The sequence below is a fragment of the Bacillus sp. CECT 9360 genome (genome assembly GCF_918741275.1).
Classification (GTDB): Bacteria; Bacillota; Bacilli; order Bacillales; family DSM-1321; genus Peribacillus.
The window spans coordinates 126,715-150,131 of the sequence record NZ_CAKKNA010000008.1 but is presented as its reverse complement, the minus strand read 5'-3'; the positions used below and the strand labels follow the sequence as shown (position 1 = coordinate 150,131).

20 protein-coding genes are annotated in these 23,417 nt (G+C 43.3%); 19 read left to right on the top strand and 1 reads right to left on the bottom strand.

Features of this window, described 5'->3' with window-relative positions; genetic code table 11:
- Positions 1 to 102 precede the first annotated feature (102 nt).
- The 4 genes from LQ216_RS11775 (at position 103) to LQ216_RS11760 (ending at position 5,841) form a co-directional block, all read left to right on the top strand.
- Positions 103 to 1,770 carry a ribonuclease J gene (locus LQ216_RS11775; protein ID WP_230129490.1) on the top strand — a complete coding sequence of 556 codons (1,668 nt, stop codon included), beginning with the start codon at positions 103 to 105 and terminating at the stop codon, positions 1,768 to 1,770.
- 496 nt (positions 1,771 to 2,266) lie between these two features.
- A complete protein-coding gene (locus LQ216_RS11770; protein ID WP_230129598.1) occupies positions 2,267 to 3,001 on the top strand; it encodes a ClpP family protease in 735 nt (244 codons plus the stop codon).
- Positions 2,998 to 3,207 (top strand): YlzJ-like family protein, encoded by a 210-nt coding sequence (locus tag LQ216_RS11765; RefSeq protein ID WP_230129489.1) that lies wholly within the window; start codon positions 2,998 to 3,000, stop codon positions 3,205 to 3,207. The genes LQ216_RS11770 and LQ216_RS11765 overlap by 4 nt, the downstream gene beginning before the upstream one ends.
- 270 nt (positions 3,208 to 3,477) lie before the next feature.
- Positions 3,478 to 5,841 (top strand): DNA translocase FtsK, encoded by a 2,364-nt coding sequence (locus LQ216_RS11760; protein ID WP_230129488.1) that lies wholly within the window; start codon positions 3,478 to 3,480, stop codon positions 5,839 to 5,841.
- A gap of 52 nt (positions 5,842 to 5,893) precedes the next feature.
- Here LQ216_RS11760 and LQ216_RS11755 read toward each other — a convergent pair whose 3' ends face one another.
- Positions 5,894 to 6,196 carry a DUF6509 family protein gene (locus tag LQ216_RS11755; protein WP_230129487.1) on the bottom strand — a complete coding sequence of 101 codons (303 nt, stop codon included), beginning with the start codon at positions 6,194 to 6,196 and terminating at the stop codon, positions 5,894 to 5,896.
- Between the two features lie 415 nt (positions 6,197 to 6,611).
- Here LQ216_RS11755 and LQ216_RS11750 point away from each other — a divergent pair, with 415 nt between their 5' ends.
- The 15 genes from LQ216_RS11750 to rny all read left to right on the top strand — a co-directional run bounded on the left by LQ216_RS11750 (position 6,612) and on the right by rny (position 23,400).
- Positions 6,612 to 7,337 (top strand): GntR family transcriptional regulator, encoded by a 726-nt coding sequence (locus tag LQ216_RS11750; RefSeq protein ID WP_230129486.1) that lies wholly within the window; start codon positions 6,612 to 6,614, stop codon positions 7,335 to 7,337.
- 84 nt (positions 7,338 to 7,421) lie between these two features.
- Complete coding sequence (locus LQ216_RS11745) at positions 7,422 to 8,516, top strand: BMP family protein (protein WP_230129485.1); 1,095 nt, start codon at positions 7,422 to 7,424, stop codon at positions 8,514 to 8,516.
- Positions 8,517 to 8,728: 212 nt separating this feature from the next.
- Entirely contained in the window at positions 8,729 to 10,264 is a 1,536-nt protein-coding gene (locus LQ216_RS11740; RefSeq protein ID WP_230129484.1) for an ABC transporter ATP-binding protein, read from the top strand.
- Complete coding sequence (locus LQ216_RS11735) at positions 10,257 to 11,303, top strand: ABC transporter permease (RefSeq protein WP_230129483.1); 1,047 nt, start codon at positions 10,257 to 10,259, stop codon at positions 11,301 to 11,303. Before LQ216_RS11740 ends, LQ216_RS11735 begins: the two co-directional genes overlap by 8 nt.
- The gene (locus tag LQ216_RS11730) at positions 11,304 to 12,263 is read left to right on the top strand and encodes an ABC transporter permease (RefSeq protein ID WP_230129482.1); all 960 of its coding nucleotides are present in this window, start codon (positions 11,304 to 11,306) and stop codon (positions 12,261 to 12,263) included.
- Between the two features lie 263 nt (positions 12,264 to 12,526).
- On the top strand, positions 12,527 to 13,804 hold the full coding sequence (locus LQ216_RS11725; protein WP_230129481.1) for a pitrilysin family protein: 1,278 nt from the start codon (positions 12,527 to 12,529) through the stop codon (positions 13,802 to 13,804).
- Complete coding sequence (locus tag LQ216_RS11720) at positions 13,804 to 15,090, top strand: pitrilysin family protein (protein WP_230129480.1); 1,287 nt, start codon at positions 13,804 to 13,806, stop codon at positions 15,088 to 15,090. Before LQ216_RS11725 ends, LQ216_RS11720 begins: the two co-directional genes overlap by 1 nt.
- Positions 15,091 to 15,178: 88 nt before the next feature.
- Complete coding sequence (locus LQ216_RS11715; RefSeq protein ID WP_230129479.1) at positions 15,179 to 15,904, top strand: SDR family oxidoreductase; 726 nt, start codon at positions 15,179 to 15,181, stop codon at positions 15,902 to 15,904.
- Positions 15,905 to 15,995: 91 nt separating this feature from the next.
- Positions 15,996 to 16,253: a DUF3243 domain-containing protein gene (locus tag LQ216_RS11710; protein ID WP_230129478.1), complete on the top strand. Its 258-nt coding sequence runs from the start codon at positions 15,996 to 15,998 to the stop codon at positions 16,251 to 16,253.
- Between the two features lie 239 nt (positions 16,254 to 16,492).
- Positions 16,493 to 17,284 carry a DUF3388 domain-containing protein gene (locus LQ216_RS11705; RefSeq protein WP_230129477.1) on the top strand — a complete coding sequence of 264 codons (792 nt, stop codon included), beginning with the start codon at positions 16,493 to 16,495 and terminating at the stop codon, positions 17,282 to 17,284.
- Between the two features lie 8 nt (positions 17,285 to 17,292).
- Positions 17,293 to 18,207 carry a RodZ domain-containing protein gene (locus LQ216_RS11700; protein WP_354958916.1) on the top strand — a complete coding sequence of 305 codons (915 nt, stop codon included), beginning with the start codon at positions 17,293 to 17,295 and terminating at the stop codon, positions 18,205 to 18,207.
- A 94-nt stretch (positions 18,208 to 18,301) separates the two neighbouring features.
- On the top strand, positions 18,302 to 18,886 hold the full coding sequence (gene pgsA / locus LQ216_RS11695; RefSeq protein ID WP_230129475.1) for a CDP-diacylglycerol--glycerol-3-phosphate 3-phosphatidyltransferase: 585 nt from the start codon (positions 18,302 to 18,304) through the stop codon (positions 18,884 to 18,886).
- Between the two features lie 21 nt (positions 18,887 to 18,907).
- Complete coding sequence (locus LQ216_RS11690; RefSeq protein ID WP_230129474.1) at positions 18,908 to 20,146, top strand: competence/damage-inducible protein A; 1,239 nt, start codon at positions 18,908 to 18,910, stop codon at positions 20,144 to 20,146.
- Between the two features lie 366 nt (positions 20,147 to 20,512).
- A complete protein-coding gene (gene recA, locus LQ216_RS11685) occupies positions 20,513 to 21,553 on the top strand; it encodes a recombinase RecA (RefSeq protein WP_230129473.1) in 1,041 nt (346 codons plus the stop codon).
- A gap of 284 nt (positions 21,554 to 21,837) precedes the next feature.
- Positions 21,838 to 23,400 (top strand): ribonuclease Y, encoded by a 1,563-nt coding sequence (gene rny, locus LQ216_RS11680; protein ID WP_230129596.1) that lies wholly within the window; start codon positions 21,838 to 21,840, stop codon positions 23,398 to 23,400.
- The last annotated feature ends 17 nt before the right edge of the window (positions 23,401 to 23,417 follow it).

The window sequence follows — 23,417 nt, the reverse complement described above, 5'->3', positions numbered from 1 at the left end:
TAAAAGATCTTGAAAATTGAATAAGTTGTCATGTTTTTTTAGCATCAGGTATAATGAAATCAATTGGAGTTTTGAACGGATTTTTCTAAGGAGGAAATACCATTGACAAAAGAACAGAATAAAGGCATAAGAATCATTCCTCTTGGGGGACAAGGTGAACTCGGGAAAAACATGTATGTTGCAGAAGTGTATGGCGATATCTTTCTGCTGGATGCAGGCCTGATGTTTCCGGAAGAAGAGATGTTGGGGATAGATGCGGTCATCCCGGATATTACTTATCTAATCGAAAATAAAGAACGGCTTCAGGGTATATTTTTAAGCCATGGCCATGAAGATCATATGGGCGCACTGACATATGTTATGAAGTATTTGCGTGTTCCTGTATACGGAACCAAGCTGACAATCGGGCTGGCAAAAGCAAAATTGCTCGAAGATGACTTTAAGGGAAATGCAGAATTCATTGAAGTGGAGTCTCATTCCAGATTAAAGTTCCCGAACGCTGACGTCTCTTTCTTTAAAACGAACCATAGTATTCCTGATTCGGTAGGAATTGTTATCCATACCTCTGAAGGGGCGATCGTCTATACCGGTGATTTCAAATTCGATCAGGCTGCTGCAGATTTGTACAAGCCTGATATTGGGGAGATGGCCAAAATAGGGGAAGGAGACGTGCTTTGTCTGCTATCTGACAGCACCGGAGCCGAAAAACCGGGTTATACTCCTTCTGAAGCGCTCGTTGCGAAGGATATGGGCGATGCATTTTACAATGCTAACGGGCGAATCATCGTTACCTGCTTTGCCTCGAATATTAATCGTATCCAACATGTTTTTAATGCTGCGGCATTCAGCGGCAGAAAATTGGCCGTAGACGGCAAGAGCCTAAAGCGTGTTTATGAGACAGCATTAAAAGCGGGGTATTTAAAGGTTGACGAAGAAATGATCATTCCGATTACGGAAATCAGCGATTTTCCGGATAACAAGATTGTCATCCTTTCCACAGGGCATCAGGGCGAACCCATTGCCGCCTTGCAAAAAATGGCGAAGCAAACGCATAAACAGGTCAATATTAAAGCCGGCGATACTGTTTTGATTGCCGCCTCGCCTCTTAAGAGCGGAGAAGTCATTTTATATAAAACAATTGATTTGCTTTACAGGGCTGGTGCCAACGTTGTTTCAGGGCCCAATCGGGTCCATGTTTCCGGGCACGGCAGCCAGGAAGAGCTGAAAATGATGATCAATCTGATCAAACCGAAGTATTTGATTCCCGTCCATGGAGAATACCGCCAGCTTCATGCACACGCTAAGGTCGGCATAGCCTCAGGACTTTCTAAAGAGAATATTATAATTGCCGAAAAAGGCGACGTGATTGAGGTCAATCCGGATAAAATCCGTCTTTCCGGCAAGGTTTCGGCAGGGAATATCCTCATTGACGGCAGCGGAGTCGGTGATGTCGGCAATATCGTATTGAGGGACCGCCGATTGTTATCACAGGACGGCATTTTGATTGTGGTTGTAACGTTGAATCGTCGCGACAAAACAATTGCCGCCGGACCGGAAATCATTTCACGCGGGTTTGTTTATATCCGGGAATCTGAAAAGCTAATGACCGAATCGGCAGGAATCGTTACGGAAATCGTCAAAAAAGCAGCATCGAGACAAGTGTTCGATTGGTCCACCTTGAAGCAGGATATCCGCGATTCGCTAAATCAATATTTATTTGAAAAAACAAAACGTCGCCCGATGATTCTGCCTATCATTATGGAAATTTAACGCCTTTCGACAATTATATAAGTTGTTTTGGCTCATTTAAGCTCCAACTGCATAGACCGAGGAGAAAGCGAGTTTTCTCTTGGCCTATGCAGTTGGAGCAACCTTTCAGCTTCGCTGAAAGGCATGTGAAACCCAGTTTCACATGAATGAGCCAAAAATACATTGTTCGACAGCTTAAATTTATAAATTCAACTTATATATATATTTGCTCCCGGCTTGCGAAAATGCAAGGCCGGGATTTTTCAGCAGAAAGGAAAATTTATACTTTCCTTCCTGCATTAGTGCAGCTACGTCTAATCTCGGTATTACGGCTCGTCAATCGACGAGTTTTCTTTATGGGAATGAAGCTGCTCCTTCCAGATAATAATAACCTCATAAGAAAGAGAAAGGGGATTGTTAAATGGAAAGAGGACCAGTACCGAATCAACCAATGCCAAACCAGCCGGTGGTACCAAATCAGCCGATGCCGAACCAACCGATCGTGCCAAATCAGCCGATGCCGAACCAACCAGGGGGAGATCAGCCGGGGAAGATGTCACCTTTGTTGGAAAAGATCCAGCAGCTCGGACAAACGACTGTACCGCAGATGACACCCGATTCATCGATACACTGCTTAACCATCATCGGCCAGGTAGAGGGGCATATGCAGCTTCCGCCGCAAAATAAAACAACGAAATATGAGCATGTCATCCCGCAGATTGTTGCGATCGAACAGAATCCGAATATTGAAGGACTGCTGGTGATTTTAAATACAGTCGGAGGAGATGTAGAAGCGGGGCTGGCCATATCTGAAATGCTCGCATCACTATCCAAACCGACCGTGTCTATTGTGCTCGGAGGAGGCCATTCCATCGGTGTCCCAATTGCGGTTTCTTGCGATTATTCCTTCATTGCCGAAACAGCGACAATGACGATTCACCCTATCCGGTTAACCGGACTTGTAATCGGTGTACCACAAACGTTTGAATACTTGGATAAGATGCAGGATCGCGTTGTTAATTTCGTTACGAAGCATTCAAACGTATCAGAAGAAAAGTTCAAAGAGCTGATGTTTGCAGTAGGCAACCTTACGAGAGATATCGGCACAAATGTAGTAGGGACGGATGCTGTCCAATCAGGATTGATCGATGAAGTTGGCGGGGTAGGGCAAGCCATGAAAAAGCTTTATGAGATGGTTGATCAAAACAGAGCGAATGTCCAAGTCACACATCAGGAAGGATTTGTCCAATGATTCTTTACACCATGACACCGCATGATCAAATCTTTCCTACTGATGAGGAGACCTTTGCCAGATATGTTGCTGTCAACTATAATGGAGTGCAGCTTTTGGCAGAAAAACAGGAAGAAAATGGCTACCGTGTCGACCGAATCATAAGCACAGACCCTGCCCATTATTTGGATCAAACAATTCAGCCGGGAGCGACTATCCGTTATTAGCATTCAGAAACTAGAAAGATCGTCCAAGTTTATTGAGATATGGTATACTAATACTACATTGATCAAGCAGCCAGTTGGCTGCTTTCTTCATTACAAAATTAAAGAAAGTATCATTTTCTTAACTTGGGTTGTTGTTTAGCTACAACGTACAGAACGTGACTTGCGCCGACGAAGACATGAGGACATGGCGGTCTTAGTCGATGTTCCTTTTGCAGGGGCTTCCGCTTTTCTAATAATACATAGATTGCATGAAAATACAGGTGATAAAAAATGGCAAAGAAGAAACGAAGGAAATCAAGAAGTGCGGATAAATTAAAATCGACATTAAAGTTTGAACTCACAGGGCTGATCATGCTTGGACTTGCCGCTATTGCGCTTGCCGAGCTTGGGGCGGTCGGGCATTCGATTGTTTACCTTTTGCGTTTTTTTATGGGGGAATGGTATATCCTTTTGCTGGCGGGCTTTGTATTGGTCAGCTTTTATCTGATGATAAAACGGGAAATCCCACTATTTCTTAAAAGACAGCTTGTAGGTATTTATTTTATTGTATTAAGCATTCTGCTGCTGAGCCATGTGAAGCTATTTGAGCTGCTTTCTGAAGGAGGACCGTTCAATAAGCCCAGTGTGATCGCGAATACTTGGGAATTATTCTGGATGGAAGTAAGAGGCGAGAGCAGTACAACTGACCTGGGCGGTGGGATGATAGGTGCGTTAATGTTCGCGGTTTCCTACTTTTTGTTCGATGAAGCGGGTTCTAAAATTATTGGTTTTCTATTGATCGTGTCGGGCTTTGTACTTCTAACCGGCAAAACGGTCGGTGATAAGCTGGGCAGGTTCATTCTTTCAAGCGGCCGATTTTTTGCAGGTCAATGGGAAGCATTTTTGAATGACATGAAAAGCTGGAAACAAGGAAAACGGGAGAAAAAGAAGGTAAAAAAGGAAGCGGTATTGCTTAAGGAAGCCGAAGCAGCGGAAACGCAAAAGATACAGGCGGAAGAATTGCCGCTGCAACCCCCTGAGACCAGATTGATCTCCAATTTTGCCGATACCGCCTACGGGGGAACGGATCCGGATGAAACGGCATCACTCGGGACAAAAAACGAGGGTGGAGAAACTGGAAAGAAATCGGACAGTCCCACTATTGCTGAAGAGGAAGCGGAAGATAATACACCATCTATCAGCTTTACGGAAGTGGAAAACAAAGAATATGTCCTTCCCGCTCTTACATTGCTTAGTCAGCCAAGAAAAACCGATCAAAGCGGTGAATATCAGTTGATTAATGAAAATGCCGCAAAGCTTGAGCGTACATTCCATAGCTTCGGTGTAAAAGCAAAAGTTACCCAGGTTCATCTCGGACCAGCGGTAACAAAGTATGAAGTCCATCCCGATGTCGGGGTAAAGGTAAGCCGCATTGTCAGCTTAGCTGATGATTTGGCTTTAGCATTGGCCGCAAAAGATATCAGAATCGAAGCACCAATACCAGGTAAGTCAGCAATCGGGATTGAAGTGCCGAATTCGGAAATTGCCATGGTATCCTTACGTGAGGTTCTGGAAGCAAAAGAATTTGATAAGCCGGAGGAGAAGCTCCAAATTGGACTTGGACGCAATATTTCCGGAGAGGCTGTGTTTGCCGAGCTGAATAAAATGCCTCACCTGCTTGTAGCGGGTGCAACGGGAAGCGGTAAGTCCGTCTGTATAAACGGAATCATTACCAGCATCTTGATGCGGGCCAAGCCCCATGAAGTGAAAATGATGATGATTGATCCGAAAATGGTTGAGCTGAATGTTTACAACGGGATTCCACACTTGCTCGCGCCTGTTGTAACGAATCCGAAAAAAGCTTCGCAGGCACTGAAGAAGGTAGTCAGTGAAATGGAACGGAGATATGAGCTGTTCTCGCACACAGGGACACGCAATATCGAAGGATACAACGACCATGTGTATCGTCATAATATCGAGGAGGACGACAAACAACCGCTTTTGCCATATATCGTCGTCATTGTCGATGAGCTGGCCGACTTGATGATGGTGGCATCGAATGACGTCGAGGATGCCATAACCAGACTGGCGCAAATGGCGCGGGCTGCGGGGATCCACTTAATTATTGCGACACAAAGGCCTTCCGTCGATGTCATCACGGGTGTCATTAAAGCGAATATTCCATCCCGGATTGCATTTAGCGTATCTTCAGCGACAGACTCAAGAACGATCCTGGATATGGGCGGCGCTGAAAAACTTTTAGGCCGCGGCGACATGCTCTTCCTGCCGGCCGGCTCATCAAAGCCTGTCCGGGTCCAGGGTGCGTTTTTATCGGATCGGGAAGTAGAGGAAGTCGTTGAATATGTCATTTCCCAGCAAAAAGCACAGTACAACGAAGAGATGATCCCGGATGAAACGAGTGAAGCTGTTGGCGAGGTTGCTGATGCTCTTTATGACGAAGCCGTTCAGCTGATCATTGAGATGCAGACCGCATCCGTTTCCATGCTACAAAGGAGATTCAGGATCGGGTACACCCGTGCAGCAAGGCTTATCGACGAAATGGAAGCAAGGGGAGTCGTCGGTCCTTATGAAGGAAGCAAACCAAGAACGGTCCTTGTTTCGAAGGATCCGGAGAATGAAGCCCATTCCTCTTAAAAGCAAAACAGACCACGGATCAGATTCCGGGGTCTGTTTTTTTGATCAATGATCAGTCTAATTCAGAGACATCATTCAGATGTTCTTTACAAAATGAATCAATAATGGCTTCCTCTTCCTCTTCAAGCTCAAAGTCCATGATATTATCGGTTTCTTTTTCGATGATATCATACTTAACAATTACACTTCTATGTTCTTCTACAGTATAGAGAACTCGTATGTATAATCCCTTTTCCGAAAATAATTCATCATCTTCCGGCACATCGATATCAAGAAGAAATTCATATCTCTCTCCGGTCAATATGCCAAATGAATCCTTCAGTAAATCCACACTATAACTTGTGATGGTAATCATTTCATCATCCTTTCCAGGCGTCATCCTAGTGTTATTATACCCAAAAACTGCAGCAAAAGAAAAAGCTTTGTTAACTATCTCTGTTGATTTTGGTTCAATGCGTGTGAAACCGAGCTTTCACAGGCATTGAACCAAAAATAATATTTATCAGCAATGTTTTATAAGAGACCCAAAGAATAAAGATGCCCTTGATAGTATCAGCACAAAAAAATTCTATAATGTCGAACAGAAAGAGAAAACTGGTAGAATATAACTATGAATAAATATAAATCTGTTATACATCACAATTCTTTTTTCCTACAAATTTCAAAACTCTATTTATTTATACATCAAAAAATGATATAGTATTTTCGATTAGTAGGAATGATTGAACATCAGAGGTCTGATGTCTTAAGAAATGGTTGGAGGAAGCTGCATGTCCATAAAGTCAGATAATCGGCATTTGTATTTACAAGTCATCGATCACCTCAAACAGGACATTGAGAACGGGATTTACAAAGAAAAAGAAAAGCTTCCCTCTGAGTTTGATTTAGCAAAAATGCTTGGAGTGAGCAGAGCCACTTTACGGGAAGCATTGCGTATTCTTGAAGAGGAGAATGTCATAATCCGCCGTCATGGAGTGGGTACCTTTGTAAATACTCAGCCGATGTTCACTTCAGGAATCGAACAGCTTAACAGTGTCACAAATATGATTAAGCAGGCGGGCATGAAACCCGGAACAATCTTCTTAAGTTCGAGGACCGAGGAGCCGACTGATGAAGACATTCGCCGTTTTTCTTATTCATTGGATGAAGGAATTGTTTTATTAGAAAGAGTGCGGACAGCAAATGGGGAACCGGTCGTATATTGTGTGGATAAAATCCCTGAACATATCCTGCCGGAAACATTTTCTCACGAAGATGAATCCATCTTTGATATTTTAGAGAAGGAAGCGGATCGAAGAATAGCCTATGCGGTCGCGCAAATCGAACCGATCGGCTATCACGAAAAAGTTTCTCCGATTTTGGAGTGTGATCCTGAAGCTGCTCTCCTAGTATTAAAGCAAATGCATTTTGATGAAAAAGACGAGCCAGTGCTTTATTCGGTCAATTATTTCAAGGCTGACATGTTCAGTTTTCATGTGCTGCGAAAAAGAATCTAAAATTTTTATTTCGCCATGAAAACGCAATCATTTCTCTTTCATTACATTTCTGACTAATCAACTAATACTTTAGGGGGTACAATCTTGAAAAAGCGTAAATTTGGTTTGGCGCTGTCTTTGGTCCTAGCTGCAGGAACAATCCTAGGTGCATGTGGCAATGATGAAGAGTCTGGAAGCAATGGTGAAACAGAAAAAGAAAAAGATAAGTTCACGGTTGGTATGGTTACGGACATCGGCGGCGTTGATGATAAGTCGTTCAACCAATCTGCATGGGAAGGTCTTCAGGAATTCGGTAAAGAAAACGACTTGGAAAAAGGAAAAGACGGTTATAATTACGTCCAATCCAAATCTGATGCAGACTATGCAACCAACTTAAATACATTGGTTCGTAATGATTTTGACTTGATTTATGGTATTGGTTATTTACTTGCAGAGCCTCTTGGCAAAGTGGCTGACCAGCGTAAAGATTCAAATTTCGCAATTGTTGACTCCGTGGTTGAAAAGCCAAACGTAGCCAGCATCACCTTCACTGAGCAGCAAGGTTCATTCCTTGTCGGCGTTATCGCTGCCCACACGACTAAATCAAATAAGATCGGTTTCGTCGGCGGTGTCGATGGATCCCTAATCAATAAATTTGAAGCAGGTTTCATCGCTGGTGTTAAATCTGTTAAACCTGACGCTGATGTAAAAGTTCAATATGCAGGAAGCTTCGGAGCTGCTGATAAAGGACAAGCAATTGCATCCAGCATGTATTCTTCAGGAATTGATGTAATCTATCATGCTTCCGGCGGAACTGGTAATGGCGTATTCGCTGCCGCTAAAGAATTGAAAAAGAAAGATCCTAAGAGCAATATCTGGGTAATCGGAGTTGACCGTGACCAGTTTGAAGAAGGAAATGTAGAAGCAGACGGACAGCAATACAACGTAACATTAACCTCAATGGTTAAGCGTGTTGATATCGCAGTTAAAGACCTAGCTGATAAAGCGAAAGCCGGCGATTTCCCTGGTGGAGAAGTAATCGAATACGGTCTTGAAGAAAATGGGGTATCCATTGCTGAACACAAAGAAAACGTTTCTGAGGATGCAATGAAAGCAGTCGATGAGTGGACTGAAAAGATCAAATCAGGTGAAATAAAAGTACCTGCTACTCGCGATGAGCTTAAAGCTATGAAATTCTAATACTTAATGCGAGATTAATAATCATAGGAGGAATAATCTGGGCAGTTTCTGCCACTTATTCCTCCTTTTTATCCGTTTAAACCAGTGTATATACTTGAAGAAAGCAAGTGAAAAACTATGAAAATCGCTTTGTAGTTTTTCCTTTGGTTTTTTCAAAATTAAAGGATAAATGCCATTCGAACACCCACTCACTTTTTAGGAGTTGATCATAAGTGGAATATGTTATTGAAATGCTTAATATTCGAAAGGAATTTCCCGGCATCGTTGCGAATGATAATGTGACGCTGCAGGTGAAGAAAGGGGAGATCCATGCGCTCCTCGGCGAAAACGGGGCAGGGAAATCGACCTTGATGAATGTTCTATTCGGCTTGTACCAGCCAGAGAAAGGGGAAATCCGTGTAAATGGGAAACCCGTTAAGATTACCGACCCGAATATTGCCAATGAATTGGGCATCGGGATGGTGCATCAGCACTTTATGCTGGTCGATCCTTTTACAGTAACGGAAAATATCATTCTCGGCAAAGAACCTTCAAAAAATGGAAAGATTGATCTTAAAGCGGCCAATAAGGAAGTCCGTGAGCTTTCAGAGCGTTACGGGTTAAGGGTCGATCCAGATGCGAGAATTGAAGATATTTCCGTTGGGATGCAGCAAAGAGTCGAAATCCTGAAAACTCTCTATCGGGGAGCGGAAATTTTAATTTTTGACGAACCGACTGCGGTATTAACACCCCAGGAAATCAAAGAACTCATCACAATTATGGATACGCTTGTAAAAGAGGGTAAATCAATCATCTTGATCACCCATAAATTAAAGGAGATCATGGAAGTGTGTGATCGTGTGACTGTCATCCGAAAAGGACAGGGAATCGGGACCGTAAATGTCAGTGAAACGAACCCGGATGCTCTTGCAAGCTTGATGGTCGGCCGCGACGTTGTCTTTAAAACGGAGAAATCGGAGGCTAATCCCGCTGCTGATGTGTTGGAAGTAAAAGACCTGACAGTGAATGATTCACGCGGAGTACAGGCTGTTAAGGGACTAAATCTCACAGTCAGGGCCGGTGAGATTGTCGGAATTGCCGGGGTTGACGGCAACGGACAGTCTGAATTGATTGAAGCCCTTACAGGACTTCGGAAAGCAGATGACGGCTCCATTAAAATCAATGGAACCGAAATCAAGAATAAAACGCCGCGAAAAATTGCCGAATCCGGTGTAGGCCATATTCCACAAGACCGTCACAAGCACGGTTTGGTTCTGGACTATACAATCGGTGAAAATATGGTATTACAGACTTATTACAAGAAACCAAATTCCCGAAGCGGCGTTTTAAACTACCGGAAGATTTATGAAAAAGCTAGGACGTTAATTAGTGAATTTGATGTAAGAACACCGAGTGAGTATACGCCTGCCCGTGCTTTATCAGGTGGTAACCAGCAAAAAGCGATTATCGGCCGTGAAGTAGACCGCGATCCCGATTTGCTGATAGCGGCACAGCCGACCCGGGGGCTCGATGTCGGGGCCATTGAATATATTCACAAACGCCTGCTTGAACAGCGTGATCATGGAAAGGCGGTATTGCTCGTTTCATTCGAGCTGGATGAAATCATGAACGTCAGTGACCGCATTGCCGTTATCTATGAAGGGGAGATAGTTGCCATTGTGAATCCAAAAGAAACGACAGAACAGGAACTGGGACTCCTAATGGCAGGCAGTAAGAGGATGGAAGCAGGTGGAACGACAAATGGCTAAAAAATTATTGAACTTATCGATTCCTGTTATTTCGGTATTGCTTGGATTGATAGCAGGGGCGATTATCATGCTTGTAAGCGGTTATGATCCTGTAAGCGGATATTCCGCAATGCTTGCCGGGATATTCGGGGATGAATTTTATATGGGTGAAACGGTCCGTCAAATCACTCCCTATATCTTTGCGGGCCTTGCCGTTGCGTTTGCGTTCAGAACAGGCCTTTTCAATATCGGGGTTGAAGGCCAATTGATCGTCGGCTGGCTGGCTGCCGTCTGGGTAGGTATTGAATTCGATCTGCCTAAAATTATCCATTTACCGCTTGCCGTACTTGCCGGTGCAGTTGCCGGGGCCCTATGGGCTTTTATCCCTGGGTTGCTAAAGGCGAAATTCAGGGTTCATGAAGTTATCGTAACGATCATGCTTAACTATACAGCTTTGCATATTACAAACTATCTTATTATCAATGTTTTGTCTGATAAACAAGATAAAACAGAGAATATCGCCGAAACGGCTTCATTGCGTTCTATAACATTTGAGAATATGACTGACCTGTCCCGTATGCACTGGGGAATCATTATCGCGATCATTTGTGCGATCATCATGTGGTTCATTCTTGAGAAAACGACTACCGGCTTTGAGTTAAAAGCTGTCGGTTTCAACCAGCATGCTTCTGAGTATGCGGGAATGAGTGTTAATCGAAACATCATTCTTTCCATGGTCATTTCAGGCACATTCGCAGGACTTGCGGGGGCTATGGAAGGGCTTGGTACGTTTGGGTATGCCGCAATCAAAGGCGGGTTTACCGGCGTCGGCTTCGATGGTATCGCAGTCGCTCTTCTCGGAGCAAACACAGCGATCGGGGTCGTGCTTGCGGCGATATTATTCGGCGGATTGAAGAATGGTGCCTTGAATATGCCTCTGGAAGCTGGCGTTCCAAACGAAATTGTTGATATTGTCATTGCTTTGATTATTTTCTTTGTAGCTTCAGGTTATTTTATTCGCTGGATTATTTCACGTATTTCTAAAAAGGGGGCGAAATAGGTGGACTTCTATCAGATTTTGCAAATTATCGTCCCATCGATGATTGCCCTTGCGGCACCACTTATTTTCACTGCTCTCGGCGGCGTTTTTTCTGAACGCTCCGGGGTTGTAAACATCGGTCTGGAAGGATTAATGGTGATCGGGGCATTTGTCAGTATCGTTTTCAACTTAACTTTCGCGGAACAGTTAGGAGCACTGACCCCGTGGGTGTCCATTCTTGTCGCTATGGTTGCGGCGATGATATTCTCCTTGCTTCACGCTTTGGCTTCGATTACATTCCGCGCCGATCAAACGGTCAGCGGTGTGGCCATTAACCTGTTGGCAGTAGGATTGTCTTTATTCCTTGTCAAGAAAATTTATGACAAAGGACAAACAGATATCATTAAACAAACATTCGATAAAATAGATATCCCGATTTTAAGTGATATTCCGGTAATCGGTCCGATTTTCTTTTCGAATGGATATTATATTTCCTATATCGCGATTCTACTTGCGATCCTGGTTTGGTACATCATTTACAAGACTCCGTTTGGATTGCGTTTGCGCTCCGTCGGGGAACATCCGATGGCGGCCGATACAATGGGAATCAATGTTTATAAAATGCGCTATGTAGGTGTTATTTTATCAGGTGCGCTTGGCGGTATCGGCGGCGCTGTCCATGCATTGACTGTAACCCTCGATTTCAGCCATTCAACCATCAACGGCCAGGGGTTCATGGCGATTGCCGCGATGATTTTCGGTAAATGGCATCCAATAGGCGCAATGGGTGCCGGGCTGTTCTTCGGTCTGGCGCAAAGCTTGAGCATTGTTGGAGCGCAACTGCCATTCTTTAGCGAGATCCCGCCCGTGTATTTATTGATTGCTCCTTACATTCTGACGATTATTGCACTTGCAGGATTTATCGGAAGAGCAGATGCTCCGAAGGCATCCGGCCATCCGTATATTAAAGGGAAAAGATAATAGGTGTATTCATGTAAAGCTGTCTGCGATATGCAGGCAGCTTTTTCATTTCTTTTTGAATAAATCATAACAATATTATGTTAATAGATTATTTTTTGAAACAGGTCGTACAGCTTGCATGAAATTTCCATTACCTTGTATATTTGTATGAGAAAGAATTTTATCCAAGTCATGAGTTTATCGAACGTATATGTTTAAAAGGTTTCCGTTCTACAAACAATAGGGCTAATGATATTACGTATTTTTACAAGGAGGACAACTGAATGGCGATTACTTCGGACATTGTAAAAAAGAAACCGGGCTATAATTTACATATCGTGAAAACCGAAAAGTATAAAACCAATACATTGGTATTAAAAATGAAGGCACCCTTAACTACTGACACAGTCACCTATAGGTCACTGCTCCCTTACGTTTTGCAGAGCACGACTGAAACGCATCCAACATCTACAGAGTTGCGCTCCTATCTTGCTGAGTTATACGGAGCAAGCCTTGATGTTGACGTGGCTAAAAAAGGTGAATATCAAATTATCAGTTTTGCAATGGAAATCGCCAATGAAAAATTTCTATCTAACTCTGCCCCTTTATTGGCAAAAGGCTTTGAACTGCTGATGGAGGTGGTGTTTCATCCTAAAACGGATGGAGAAGCTTTTGAAGCGGATACGGTGTTAAAGGAGAAACGGTCTTTAAAACAGCGGATCCAATCAGTATATGATGATAAAATGCGCTATTCCACGAAACGACTTGTTGAGGAAATGTGCAAAAATGAACCCTATGCTCTCGAAACGATTGGGTTCGAGGCAGATTTAGATAAGATTACTCCAGAGCTTCTATACACTTATTATAAAAAAGCCCTTTCCGAAGATGAGATCGACTTCTATGTCATCGGCGACCTCAATGAACATGAAGTCGAAGAGTTGGCGGATAAATACGTAAGTCTTAAGGAAAGAAATCCGAAGAGAATAAAGCCTGTTCAGAAAAAAGTGGAAAAAGAGAAAGAAGTGGTCGAAAAGCAGGATGTAAAGCAAGGGAAATTGAACGTGGGCTATCGTACCAACGTCTTGTACGGAGATGAGGACTATTATGCGCTTCAGCTTTTCAACGGCATTTTCGGCGGATTCTCCCATTCCAAACTTTTCATCAATGTACGTGAGAAAGCGAGCCTTGCTTATTATGCTTCTTCTCGGATCGAAAGCCATAAAGGCTTGCTGATCGTCATGTCAGGCATTGAGAATAAAAATTACGGGCAGGCGGTCGAAATCATTAGAGAGCAAATGAAAGAAATGAAGCAGGGCAATTTCACAGAAGAGGACCTCGCCCAGACAAAAGCCGTAGTAAAGAACCAGATTTTAGAGACCGCCGATGTCGCACGCGGTTTAGTGGAAATACTATATCATAATGTGATATCCGGTATGAACATCCCGCTCGATGAATGGCTTGAAAAAACAGAAAAAACCACCAAAGAGGAAATTGTTAAAGTGGCGCAAAAGATCGAATGTGACACGATTTATTTCCTGACTGGCACGGAGGTGCAGGCATAATGGAGAAAATCACGTTTGACCAGCTTCAGGAAGAATTGTTTCACGAAAAGATGGATAACGGCTTACAGGTTTACATATTGCCTAAAAAAGGCTTTAACAAATCATACGCAACGTTCACGACCAAATATGGTTCGGTCGACAATCATTTTAAGCCGCTGAAAAAGCAAGATTTCGTAAAGGTTCCGGATGGGATCGCCCACTTTTTGGAGCATAAATTGTTCGAGAAAGAAGATGGCGATGTGTTCCAGCAATTCAGCAAACAGGGGGCTTCAGCTAATGCCTTCACATCCTTTACTAGGACTGCGTATCTTTTCTCAAGTACTTTTGATTTCCAGAAAAACCTGACAACATTAATTGATTTCGTACAGGAGCCTTATTTTTCCGAAAAGACGGTTGAAAAAGAGAAAGGAATTATCGGCCAGGAAATCAATATGTACGACGACAATGCGGACTGGAGGCTTTACTTCGGCTGCATCCAGAATATGTATGAGCATCACCCTGTAAAAATCGATATTGCCGGCACGGTGGATTCGATTGCGAAAATCACCAAGGATATGCTTTACGAATGCTACGAAACGTTTTATCATCCGAGCAATATGCTCTTGTTTATTGTCGGTCCGGTAGACCCCGAGCAGACAATCGAGTTAATAAGAAAAAATCAAGAGAACAAGGAATACAGTGAGCAACCTGAGATCGCAAGACATTTTGAGGATGAACCAACTGGTGTGGCCAAGAAAAGCCAAGTCCTCCACATGAATGTGCAAACACCAAAAGTAATGCTTGGCCTAAAGGCGGTGGATGTTCATGTTTCAGGAGCAGCGCTCTTGAAAACCGAATTAACCGCAAATGTACTGCTTGAGGTTCTGTTTGGTAAGACCTCAGATCTCTACGAAGAGTTGTATTCGGAGGGCTATATCGATCAATCCTTCTCCTATGACTTCACTCAGGAGCAGGGCTTCGGTTTTGCTCTCATCGGCGGGGATTCAACCCGTCCTAGGGAGTTAACGGATAGATTAAAGGACATTTTGCTGAAAGCAAAATCAGGGACAGGAATTAGCGAAGAAAGTGTGAACCGAACAATCAAGAAAAGAATCGGCAGCTTCCTTCGCGCCTTGAACTCTCCAGAGTATATTGCCAATCAATTTACACGCTATGCGTTCAATGATATGGATCTGTTTGATGTAGTCCCGGTACTTGAGAACATTACATTCAAAGATGTGAAACAGGCAGCCGAGCAGTTAATAGACGAAGAGCGAATGACCGTCTGCCAGATCTTGCCGAAATAATACGAAATACAAAACCTTGCCGGATTCAAGGCAAGGTTTTGCTATAATGGTTAACATAGCCAAACAGAGGATAAGGGGGAGCAATCTAGTGGAAAAACGTTTTGCCCTTATTACGGGAGCAAGTGGGGGAATTGGAAGAGCGATAGCGATAAAGCTTGCGCAGGAGAATTATTCTTTATATTTGCATTACAACCAAAATCAAAAAGCAATTGAGCAGCTGATGTCAGAGCTCGAACCATATGATATCGAACTGATTCCAATTCAAGCTGATTTGGGCGAAAAAGACGGATACGAAAAGCTGTCTCAAAACATCTTTTCGTTGCAATCGATTGTCTTGAACAGCGGCAATAGCTATTACGGACTGGTTACAGATATGGATGAGAAGATCGTGGATCAAATGGTCCAGCTGCACATTACCTCTCCTTTTATGTTAACGAAGGAACTTCTGTCTAAGCTAAACTCTCGGTCCAATAGTGCGATTGTGGCGGTTACTTCTATTTGGGGAGATACAGGGGCATCTTTTGAGGTTCTTTATTCGATGGTTAAAGGAGGCCAAAATGCCTTCATCAAGGCGCTCGGAAAAGAGCTGTCTTTAAGTGGAATCCGTGTTAATGGGGTTTCTCCAGGGGCCATTTCCACCGCCATGCTGGAGTCCTTTACAAAAGCCGAACTCGAACTGCTTAAAGCTGATATCCCAATGGGACGCGTCGGGGTTCCCGAGGAAGTTGCGGATGCAGTGGCCTACTTATTATCTGATAAAGCTTCCTATATCACGGGTCAGATTATTGGCGTCAATGGCGGCTGGTATACATAAACTTCCATTGGAAAGTAAAAATTATTGTATAAATAGCGCTTTTCCTTCACAAAATATGGGTGTAACACTATGAAGGAAAGGATGATAAGCAATGTCTGTATTGGATAATTGGGATCAGTGGAAGAATTTTTTAGGTGACAGGCTCCATCAGGGAGAGCACCAAGGTCTTTCTGGAAGCTCCGTTAATGATTTAGCGTTTGAAATCGGCGATTACCTTGCTAATCAAGTCGATCCGAAAAATGACCAGGAAAGAGTGCTGTCTGACCTTTGGTCTGTGGCTTCTGATGAAGAAAAACATGCGATCGCAAGCGTCATGGTGAAATTAGTCGAAAATAACGGTTCAAAATAATCATTATTTTAGCAGGTGCTAAGACCTCTTCCATTTTATTGGATGGGGTCTTTTCCATTTAAGCACCAAAAAAATAGAAAAAGGTGTAATTTTTTAAAGATTACTCCTTTTAACTTCCTATAAAATGCTATATTATAGAATTTAGAAAACAGAAATGAGCTAATACATACCTGCCTGCCTAGTGTGTAATTTTCTTTTATACAAAAAATGTCGTATTCTGTCGCTTAAGGAGTGGTTAGGTGGAAAAGAAAGAGTGGTATTTTGAATATGAAATTCAAAAAAACCGCCCGGGATTATTAGGCGATATCTCTTCCTTATTAGGTATGCTTTCAATAAATATAGTGACGATAAATGGTGTCGATCAAGGGCGGCGGGGGCTTCTGCTGCTAACAAAAGACAGCAGGAACATTGAAAGGTTTGAATCCATCCTACGCACGATGGATACGATCAAACTAATTAAACTTCGTGAACCTAAGCTTCGTGATCGCCTGGCGGTACGCCATGGCCGATACATCCAACGGGACGCTGACGATAAGAAGACATTCAGATTCGTCAGGAATGAACTTGGCCTTTTAGTGGATTTCATGGCTGAGCTGTTCAAGCAGGAAGGCCACAAATTAATCGGGATCCGCGGCATGCCCAGGGTCGGTAAGACAGAGTCGATTGTTGCCGCTAGCGTTTGTGCCAATAAAAGATGGCTGTTTGTTTCCTCGACATTGCTTAAACAAACGATACGCAGCCAGTTGATTGAAGATGAATATAGCGAAGATAACCTATTTATCCTCGACGGAATTGTTTCTACACAGAGGGCAAACGAACGCCACTGGCAGCTCGTTCGCGAAATTATGAGGTTGAATTCTGTCAAGGTAGTCGAACATCCGGACGTCTTTGTACAAAACACGGAATATACGATGGATGATTTTGATTATATTATTGAACTTAGAACCAACCCCGATGAAGAGATTACATATGAAGTTGTCGAACAAAATAATCAATTTTCATCATCGGACTTTGGTTCTTTTGATTTTTAAAATGGAAGGTGTTTTATTTGACTGAATTAGGTACTAGACTTAAAGAAGCCCGCGTGGCAAAGGGCATGAGCTTGGATGATTTACAAAATGTGACAAAAATACAGAAGCGGTATTTGACGGGCATTGAAGAAGGCAATTATGATATGATGCCTGGGAAGTTTTACGTGCGCGCATTTATCAAGCAATACTGCGAGGCTGTCGGTTTGGATTCTGAGGAGATCTTTGACCAGTACAAAAGCGATGTTCCGGTTGTATATAATGAGGAGCTTCCGGATCAGCTATCCAGAGTGCAATCCAAAAGTACCGTTAAGACAGAAGACTCTAAATTTATGGCTTCATTACCCAAAATACTTGGTATCATTTTCGTCATCCTGGCAGCCATATTAATATATCTGTTAGTTTCAAATTATGTAAGTACATCAGACAATAAGACTGATAATGAGAATGAGACTGCTAATGAAGAGGTAAACTATGATGAAAGCAATGACTCTCCTCTAAATGATGAGAACAAGCATGAAGATTCTGCAGCAACTGAAGAAGAGAAAAAAGAAGAACCAGCAGCACCAACAGTAGAAGAGGCAGAACCTGAAGAAATGAAACAAGAACTTACATCTGTAAGTTCAAGCGGTAAAAACAGCACATATGAGTTAAAAAATGCTAAAGAATTCAAATTAAAGGTTTCATCTATAGGGGAAACATGGGTAAATATCCAAAATGGAAGCGGCAAATCCATCTTCCAAGGCACCCTTAAAAAGGACCAAATCCAGGAAATCGACTTTACGAATGAAACCGGGGCAGTTATTGTTGTAGGAAATGCGGCCGATACCGAAATCTTTGTAAATGACGAAAAACTGGCGTACGCCATTTCACCTGCACAATCGGTTACGCAGAACGTAACCATTCAATTTACTAAAGTTCAATAATCATCTTAGGTAGTCATCTTTATGGTGACTATTTTTTCTCTTATTTGATTTTAATTATCGTACATCTCTGTACGAATTTTTGGAGGAATCGTTCGTGAATCTGCCTAATAAAATAACTGTATTAAGAATTCTATTAATTCCTTTGTTTTTAATCATCATGCTCGTTCCGTTCAACTGGGGAGAATGGACAATAGCGGGTAGTTCCCTTCCAGTAGCCCATTTCTGGGGGGCATTGCTATTCATTGTCGCCTCAACGACGGATTGGATTGACGGATATTACGCACGTAAGTTGAATCTTGTCACCAATCTCGGGAAATTCCTGGATCCGCTGGCCGATAAGCTTCTCGTTTCAGCCGCTTTAATTGTATTGGTCGACCTAGATCTAGTTTACAATCAATCATGGATCGTCATCGCCATCATCAGCCGGGAATTTGCAGTGACGGGATTGCGTCTCGTTCTTGCCGGTACCGGTGAAGTTGTGGCTGCGAACAATTTGGGGAAAATCAAAACCTGGGCCCAAATTGTCGCCATTTCAGCTTTGCTTCTTCATAATTTACCGTTTTCTTTAATCTCAGTTCCATTTGCCAATATCGCACTGTGGATTGCTTTGTTCTTTACGATCTGGTCTGGATGGGATTACTTTGCGAAAAACAAAGAAGTTTTTAAAAATTCCAAATAACGAATGGTGGGTCTTTAGGAGATGAATGCTGAAATTATCGCGGTAGGATCGGAACTGCTGCTTGGACAAATTGTGAATACGAACGCAAAATTTCTCTCACAGCAATTCGCCGAAATGGGAGTCAATGTTTTTTATCATACGGTTGTGGGGGACAATGATAAGAGATTGGAATCCGTGCTTGAAACGGCCGAATCCCGTGCGGATTTAATTGTCTTTACCGGGGGACTCGGCCCGACTAAAGATGATCTGACAAAAGAAACGATTTCCCGCCATCTTGGCAGAGAGCTTGTTTTCGATGAAGAGGCCTTACATTCCATCGAAGCTTTTTTCAGTAAAACAGGAATCGAAATGACGGAAAATAATAAGAAGCAGGCACTTATTTTGGAAGGGTCAGAGGTTTTGCGCAATGATCACGGAATGGCCCCCGGGATGGTCCTTGCTATCAATGGAATTACCTATATGTTGTTACCGGGACCGCCAAAGGAAATGCAACCGATGTTTTTAAGCTACGGTTATGAGAGCATTATGAAAAAGCTTAAAACTCATGAGAGAATCGAATCCAAAGTGCTGCGCTTTTTTGGGATTGGTGAATCCCTTCTCGAAACAAAGATTGAAGATATGCTTGAAAATCAAACAAATCCGACGATTGCGCCGCTTGCTGGGGATGGTGAAGTCACACTCAGGATTACGGCCAAGCACACTTCACGGGAAAAATGCGACGAAATGATAGCCGTTGTGGAAAAAGAAATCTTAAGCCGTGTTGGGGAGTATTGTTATGGAATTAATGACACTTCCTTGACTAAGGAACTTTTGAAAGAACTGTCCACTCGGAAATTAACGATTGCCAGTGCTGAAAGCTTGACCGGCGGGATGTTCCAAGAGCAGCTCACATCCGTTCCGGCGGCAGGCAAGGTCTTTAAAGGTGGCATCGTCGCTTATACAAATGACGCGAAAAGGAATGTGCTGCAAGTCAGTGAAAAAACGATTTCCGAGCATGGCGTTGTCAGTGGTCCTTGCGCGGCGGAGATGGCGGAAAACGTCCGGAATCTGCTCGATGCCGATGTCGGTATCAGCTTTACAGGGGTAGCAGGTCCCGATGAACAGGAAGGCAAACCCGTCGGCACTGTATTTATCGGGATGGCGTTCCGTAACGGCGCATCTGCTGTAGAGCAGTTGAATCTTTCGGGGAGCAGGACCTCGAACAGGATTCGAAGCGTGAAATACGGATGCCATTACTTGCTCCGGCAATTATCTGAATAATATGTACCTGGGCCGGTTTCACACCGGTCTTGTTTTCTGCATAAGTGCAACTACGTCTAATCTCCGCCTTACGGCTCGTCAATCGACGAGTTTTCTTTATGTTAGGAAATAGACAGATAACTTTGGGATTTTTCATTTCATTATCATTCCTATCAATCAAAAAGGGTCTTTCACTGGAAGAAAAAGAGAGATTCATAAATAAATAGCAATTAAAAAAAACGAATGGATGTTCGATTTTTCTCTTGGCAAACAGAAAAAAAAAGTATATAGTAGAAATAGGTTTTGAGATGAGACAGCTTAAAATCAATTAATTTGTCTTTGTTTAATCGGATAAACCGATTAGTTGAATATAGAGGAGGAACTTAAGTGAGTGATCGTCAAGCGGCGTTAGAAATGGCATTAAAGCAAATTGAAAAGCAATTCGGTAAAGGTTCCATCATGAAGCTCGGTGAGCAAACGGACAGAAGAATTTCCACCATTTCATCCGGTTCACTGGCATTGGATGTCGCTCTTGGAGTGGGCGGATATCCGCGCGGGAGAATCATTGAAATCTACGGACCTGAAAGCTCAGGTAAAACCACGGTGGCGCTCCATGCCATAGCAGAGGTTCAGGCAAAAGGCGGACAAGCTGCCTTCATCGATGCCGAACATGCTCTTGATCCGGTATATGCCCAAAAACTTGGAGTCAATATCGATGAATTATTGCTATCCCAGCCGGACACAGGCGAGCAGGGTCTAGAGATTGCCGAAGCCCTTGTTCGAAGCGGTGCAGTAGATATTCTCGTAATAGACTCGGTTGCAGCCTTGGTGCCGAAAGCGGAGATTGAAGGAGAAATGGGGGACTCTCACGTCGGCCTTCAGGCAAGACTGATGTCCCAGGCTCTTAGAAAGCTTTCCGGTGCCATTAGCAAATCTAATACAATCGCGGTTTTCATCAACCAGATTCGTGAAAAGATAGGGATCATGTTCGGAAACCCGGAAACTACTACCGGGGGACGCGCATTGAAGTTTTATTCCACTGTCCGTCTTGAAGTGCGTCGTGCCGAGCAATTGAAGCAGGGCAACGATATAGTCGGTAACAAGACAAGGATTAAAGTAGTGAAAAACAAGGTGGCGCCTCCGTTCCGCCAGGCAGAAGTTGATATCATGTATGGGGAAGGAATTTCGCGCGAAGGCGAAATCATTGACATGGGTTCTGAATTGGATATCGTCCAAAAAAGCGGCTCATGGTATTCTTACAACGAAGATCGTCTCGGACAGGGACGTGAAAACGCAAAGTTGTTCTTAAAGGAAAATGAAAGCCTTCGTCTGGAAATCATGCAAAAGATCCGTGATCATTACAACCTTGACGGCGAACATGTCGCGCTGGAAGAAGCAGAGGATCAAGAGGAACTAGAACTCAAATAATATAGCCAAGTAGGACCGGTCATAGTGCTGCCGGTCCTTTTTTCATAGGACGAAAAATTAAGCATGGAACATCCCTTGTCGATGTCCTGAAAATTCAGGGAGCCGTGTGCAGGACAAACCCTTGACAATAAAAAATCTCACCTATACAATTAGTATGTATATTTTACATTTTTTCAAACTAAAATTTTTGAAATGTTAAGTGCTGTATATTGAAGTTATGTACAATGTACATGCCGACAGACCTACTTTTTAGTAACAAGTTCATAGCAAGGGGAGGTGAAATGATGGAACCCATTACAGTAATCATCTCCATTTTGCTTGGCCTAATCGTCGGTGCAGTTGTTGGCTATTTTGTAAGCAAGAATGTTTCCCAAAACAAAATAGCAGGGGCTAAAAACTCGGCTGAACATATCCTTGCGGATGCAAAACGTGAAGCGGAGGCTGCTAAAAAAGAAGCCCTATTGGAAGCAAAAGATGAAATTCATAAGATTCGTTCTGATGCTGAACGCGAAGTGCGTGAGCGAAGAAATGAATTGCAAAAACAAGAAAATCGATTATTGCAAAAAGAAGAGAACCTTGACCGTAAAGATGAAACGTTAGACAAACGTGAAGTCCTTTTGGAGAAAAAGGATGATTCTCTGAACCAAAGACAACAGCATATTGAAGAGATGGAAAGCAAAGTGGAAGAAACGATTCGCAAGCAGCAGACTGAACTCGAGCGTGTTTCTGGCTTAACTCGTGAAGAAGCGAAAGCAATCATCATCGACCGTATTGAGAAAGAATTGGCCCATGATACCGCAATCATGATTAAAGAAAGCGAGAATCGTGCGAAAGAAGAATCTGACAAGAAAGCGAAAGAATTGCTTTCCCTTGCGATACAGCGTTGCGCGGCTGATCACGTTGCAGAAACAACCGTTTCTGTGGTGAACCTGCCAAATGATGAGATGAAAGGCCGGATTATCGGACGTGAAGGACGAAATATCCGTACACTGGAAACTCTTACAGGTATCGATTTGATCATTGATGATACACCGGAAGCCGTCATTCTTTCCGGATTCGATCCTATCAGGCGTGAAACGGCTCGTTTAGCACTTGAGAAGTTGGTGCAAGATGGACGGATTCACCCGGCTCGCATCGAAGAGATGGTTGATAAATCAAGACGTGAAGTGGATGAACATATCCGCGAAATAGGTGAACAAACCACTTTCGAGGTAGGTGTTCACGGGCTCCATCCGGATCTGATTAAAATTCTTGGCCGCTTGAAGTTCCGTACAAGTTACGGCCAAAACGTTTTAAAGCATTCCGTGGAGGTTGCCCAATTATCCGGATTATTGGCCGCTGAGCTTGGAGAAGACGAAACGCTCGCAAGACGTGCCGGATTGCTTCACGATATTGGTAAAGCAATTGACCATGAAGTAGAAGGAAGCCATGTGGAGATTGGGGTCGAACTCGGAACCAAGTACAAAGAGCATCCTGTTGTCGTCAACAGCATTGCTTCCCACCATGGTGATACAGAACCTACTTCAGTCATTGCCGTGCTAGTCGCGGCTGCGGATGCATTGTCCGCGGCAAGACCAGGGGCGCGCAGTGAAACGCTCGAAAACTATATCAGAAGACTTGAGAAGCTTGAAGAGATTTCCGAATCGTATGATGGCGTTGAAAAATCCTTTGCCATTCAAGCCGGACGTGAAGTAAGAATTATGGTAAAACCTGAACAAATCGATGATCTAAGTGCTCATCGTCTTGCAAGGGATATCCGTAAACGCATTGAAGAAGAACTGGATTACCCAGGCCATATAAAAGTAACGGTCATCCGTGAAACAAGGGCCGTCGAATACGCAAAGTAAAGCGAAGTGGTGACTCA

Bases quoted from the DNA above. Each gene is read 5' to 3' on its own strand.
- LQ216_RS11770 (WP_230129598.1), top strand. From the start codon at position 2,267: ATGCCGAACCAACCAGGGGGAGATCAGCCGGGGAAGATGTCACCTTTG.
- LQ216_RS11765 (WP_230129489.1), top strand. From the start codon at position 2,998: ATGATTCTTTACACCATGACACCGCATGATCAAATCTTTCCTACTGAT.
- LQ216_RS11760 (WP_230129488.1), top strand. From the start codon at position 3,478: ATGGCAAAGAAGAAACGAAGGAAATCAAGAAGTGCGGATAAATTAAAA.
- LQ216_RS11755 (WP_230129487.1), bottom strand. From the start codon at position 6,196: ATGATTACCATCACAAGTTATAGTGTGGATTTACTGAAGGATTCATTT.
- LQ216_RS11750 (WP_230129486.1), top strand. From the start codon at position 6,612: ATGTCCATAAAGTCAGATAATCGGCATTTGTATTTACAAGTCATCGAT.
- LQ216_RS11735 (WP_230129483.1), top strand. From the start codon at position 10,257: ATGGCTAAAAAATTATTGAACTTATCGATTCCTGTTATTTCGGTATTG.
- LQ216_RS11725 (WP_230129481.1), top strand. From the start codon at position 12,527: ATGGCGATTACTTCGGACATTGTAAAAAAGAAACCGGGCTATAATTTA.
- LQ216_RS11720 (WP_230129480.1), top strand. From the start codon at position 13,804: ATGGAGAAAATCACGTTTGACCAGCTTCAGGAAGAATTGTTTCACGAA.
- LQ216_RS11710 (WP_230129478.1), top strand. From the start codon at position 15,996: ATGTCTGTATTGGATAATTGGGATCAGTGGAAGAATTTTTTAGGTGAC.
- LQ216_RS11690 (WP_230129474.1), top strand. From the start codon at position 18,908: ATGAATGCTGAAATTATCGCGGTAGGATCGGAACTGCTGCTTGGACAA.
- rny (WP_230129596.1), top strand. From the start codon at position 21,838: ATGGAACCCATTACAGTAATCATCTCCATTTTGCTTGGCCTAATCGTC.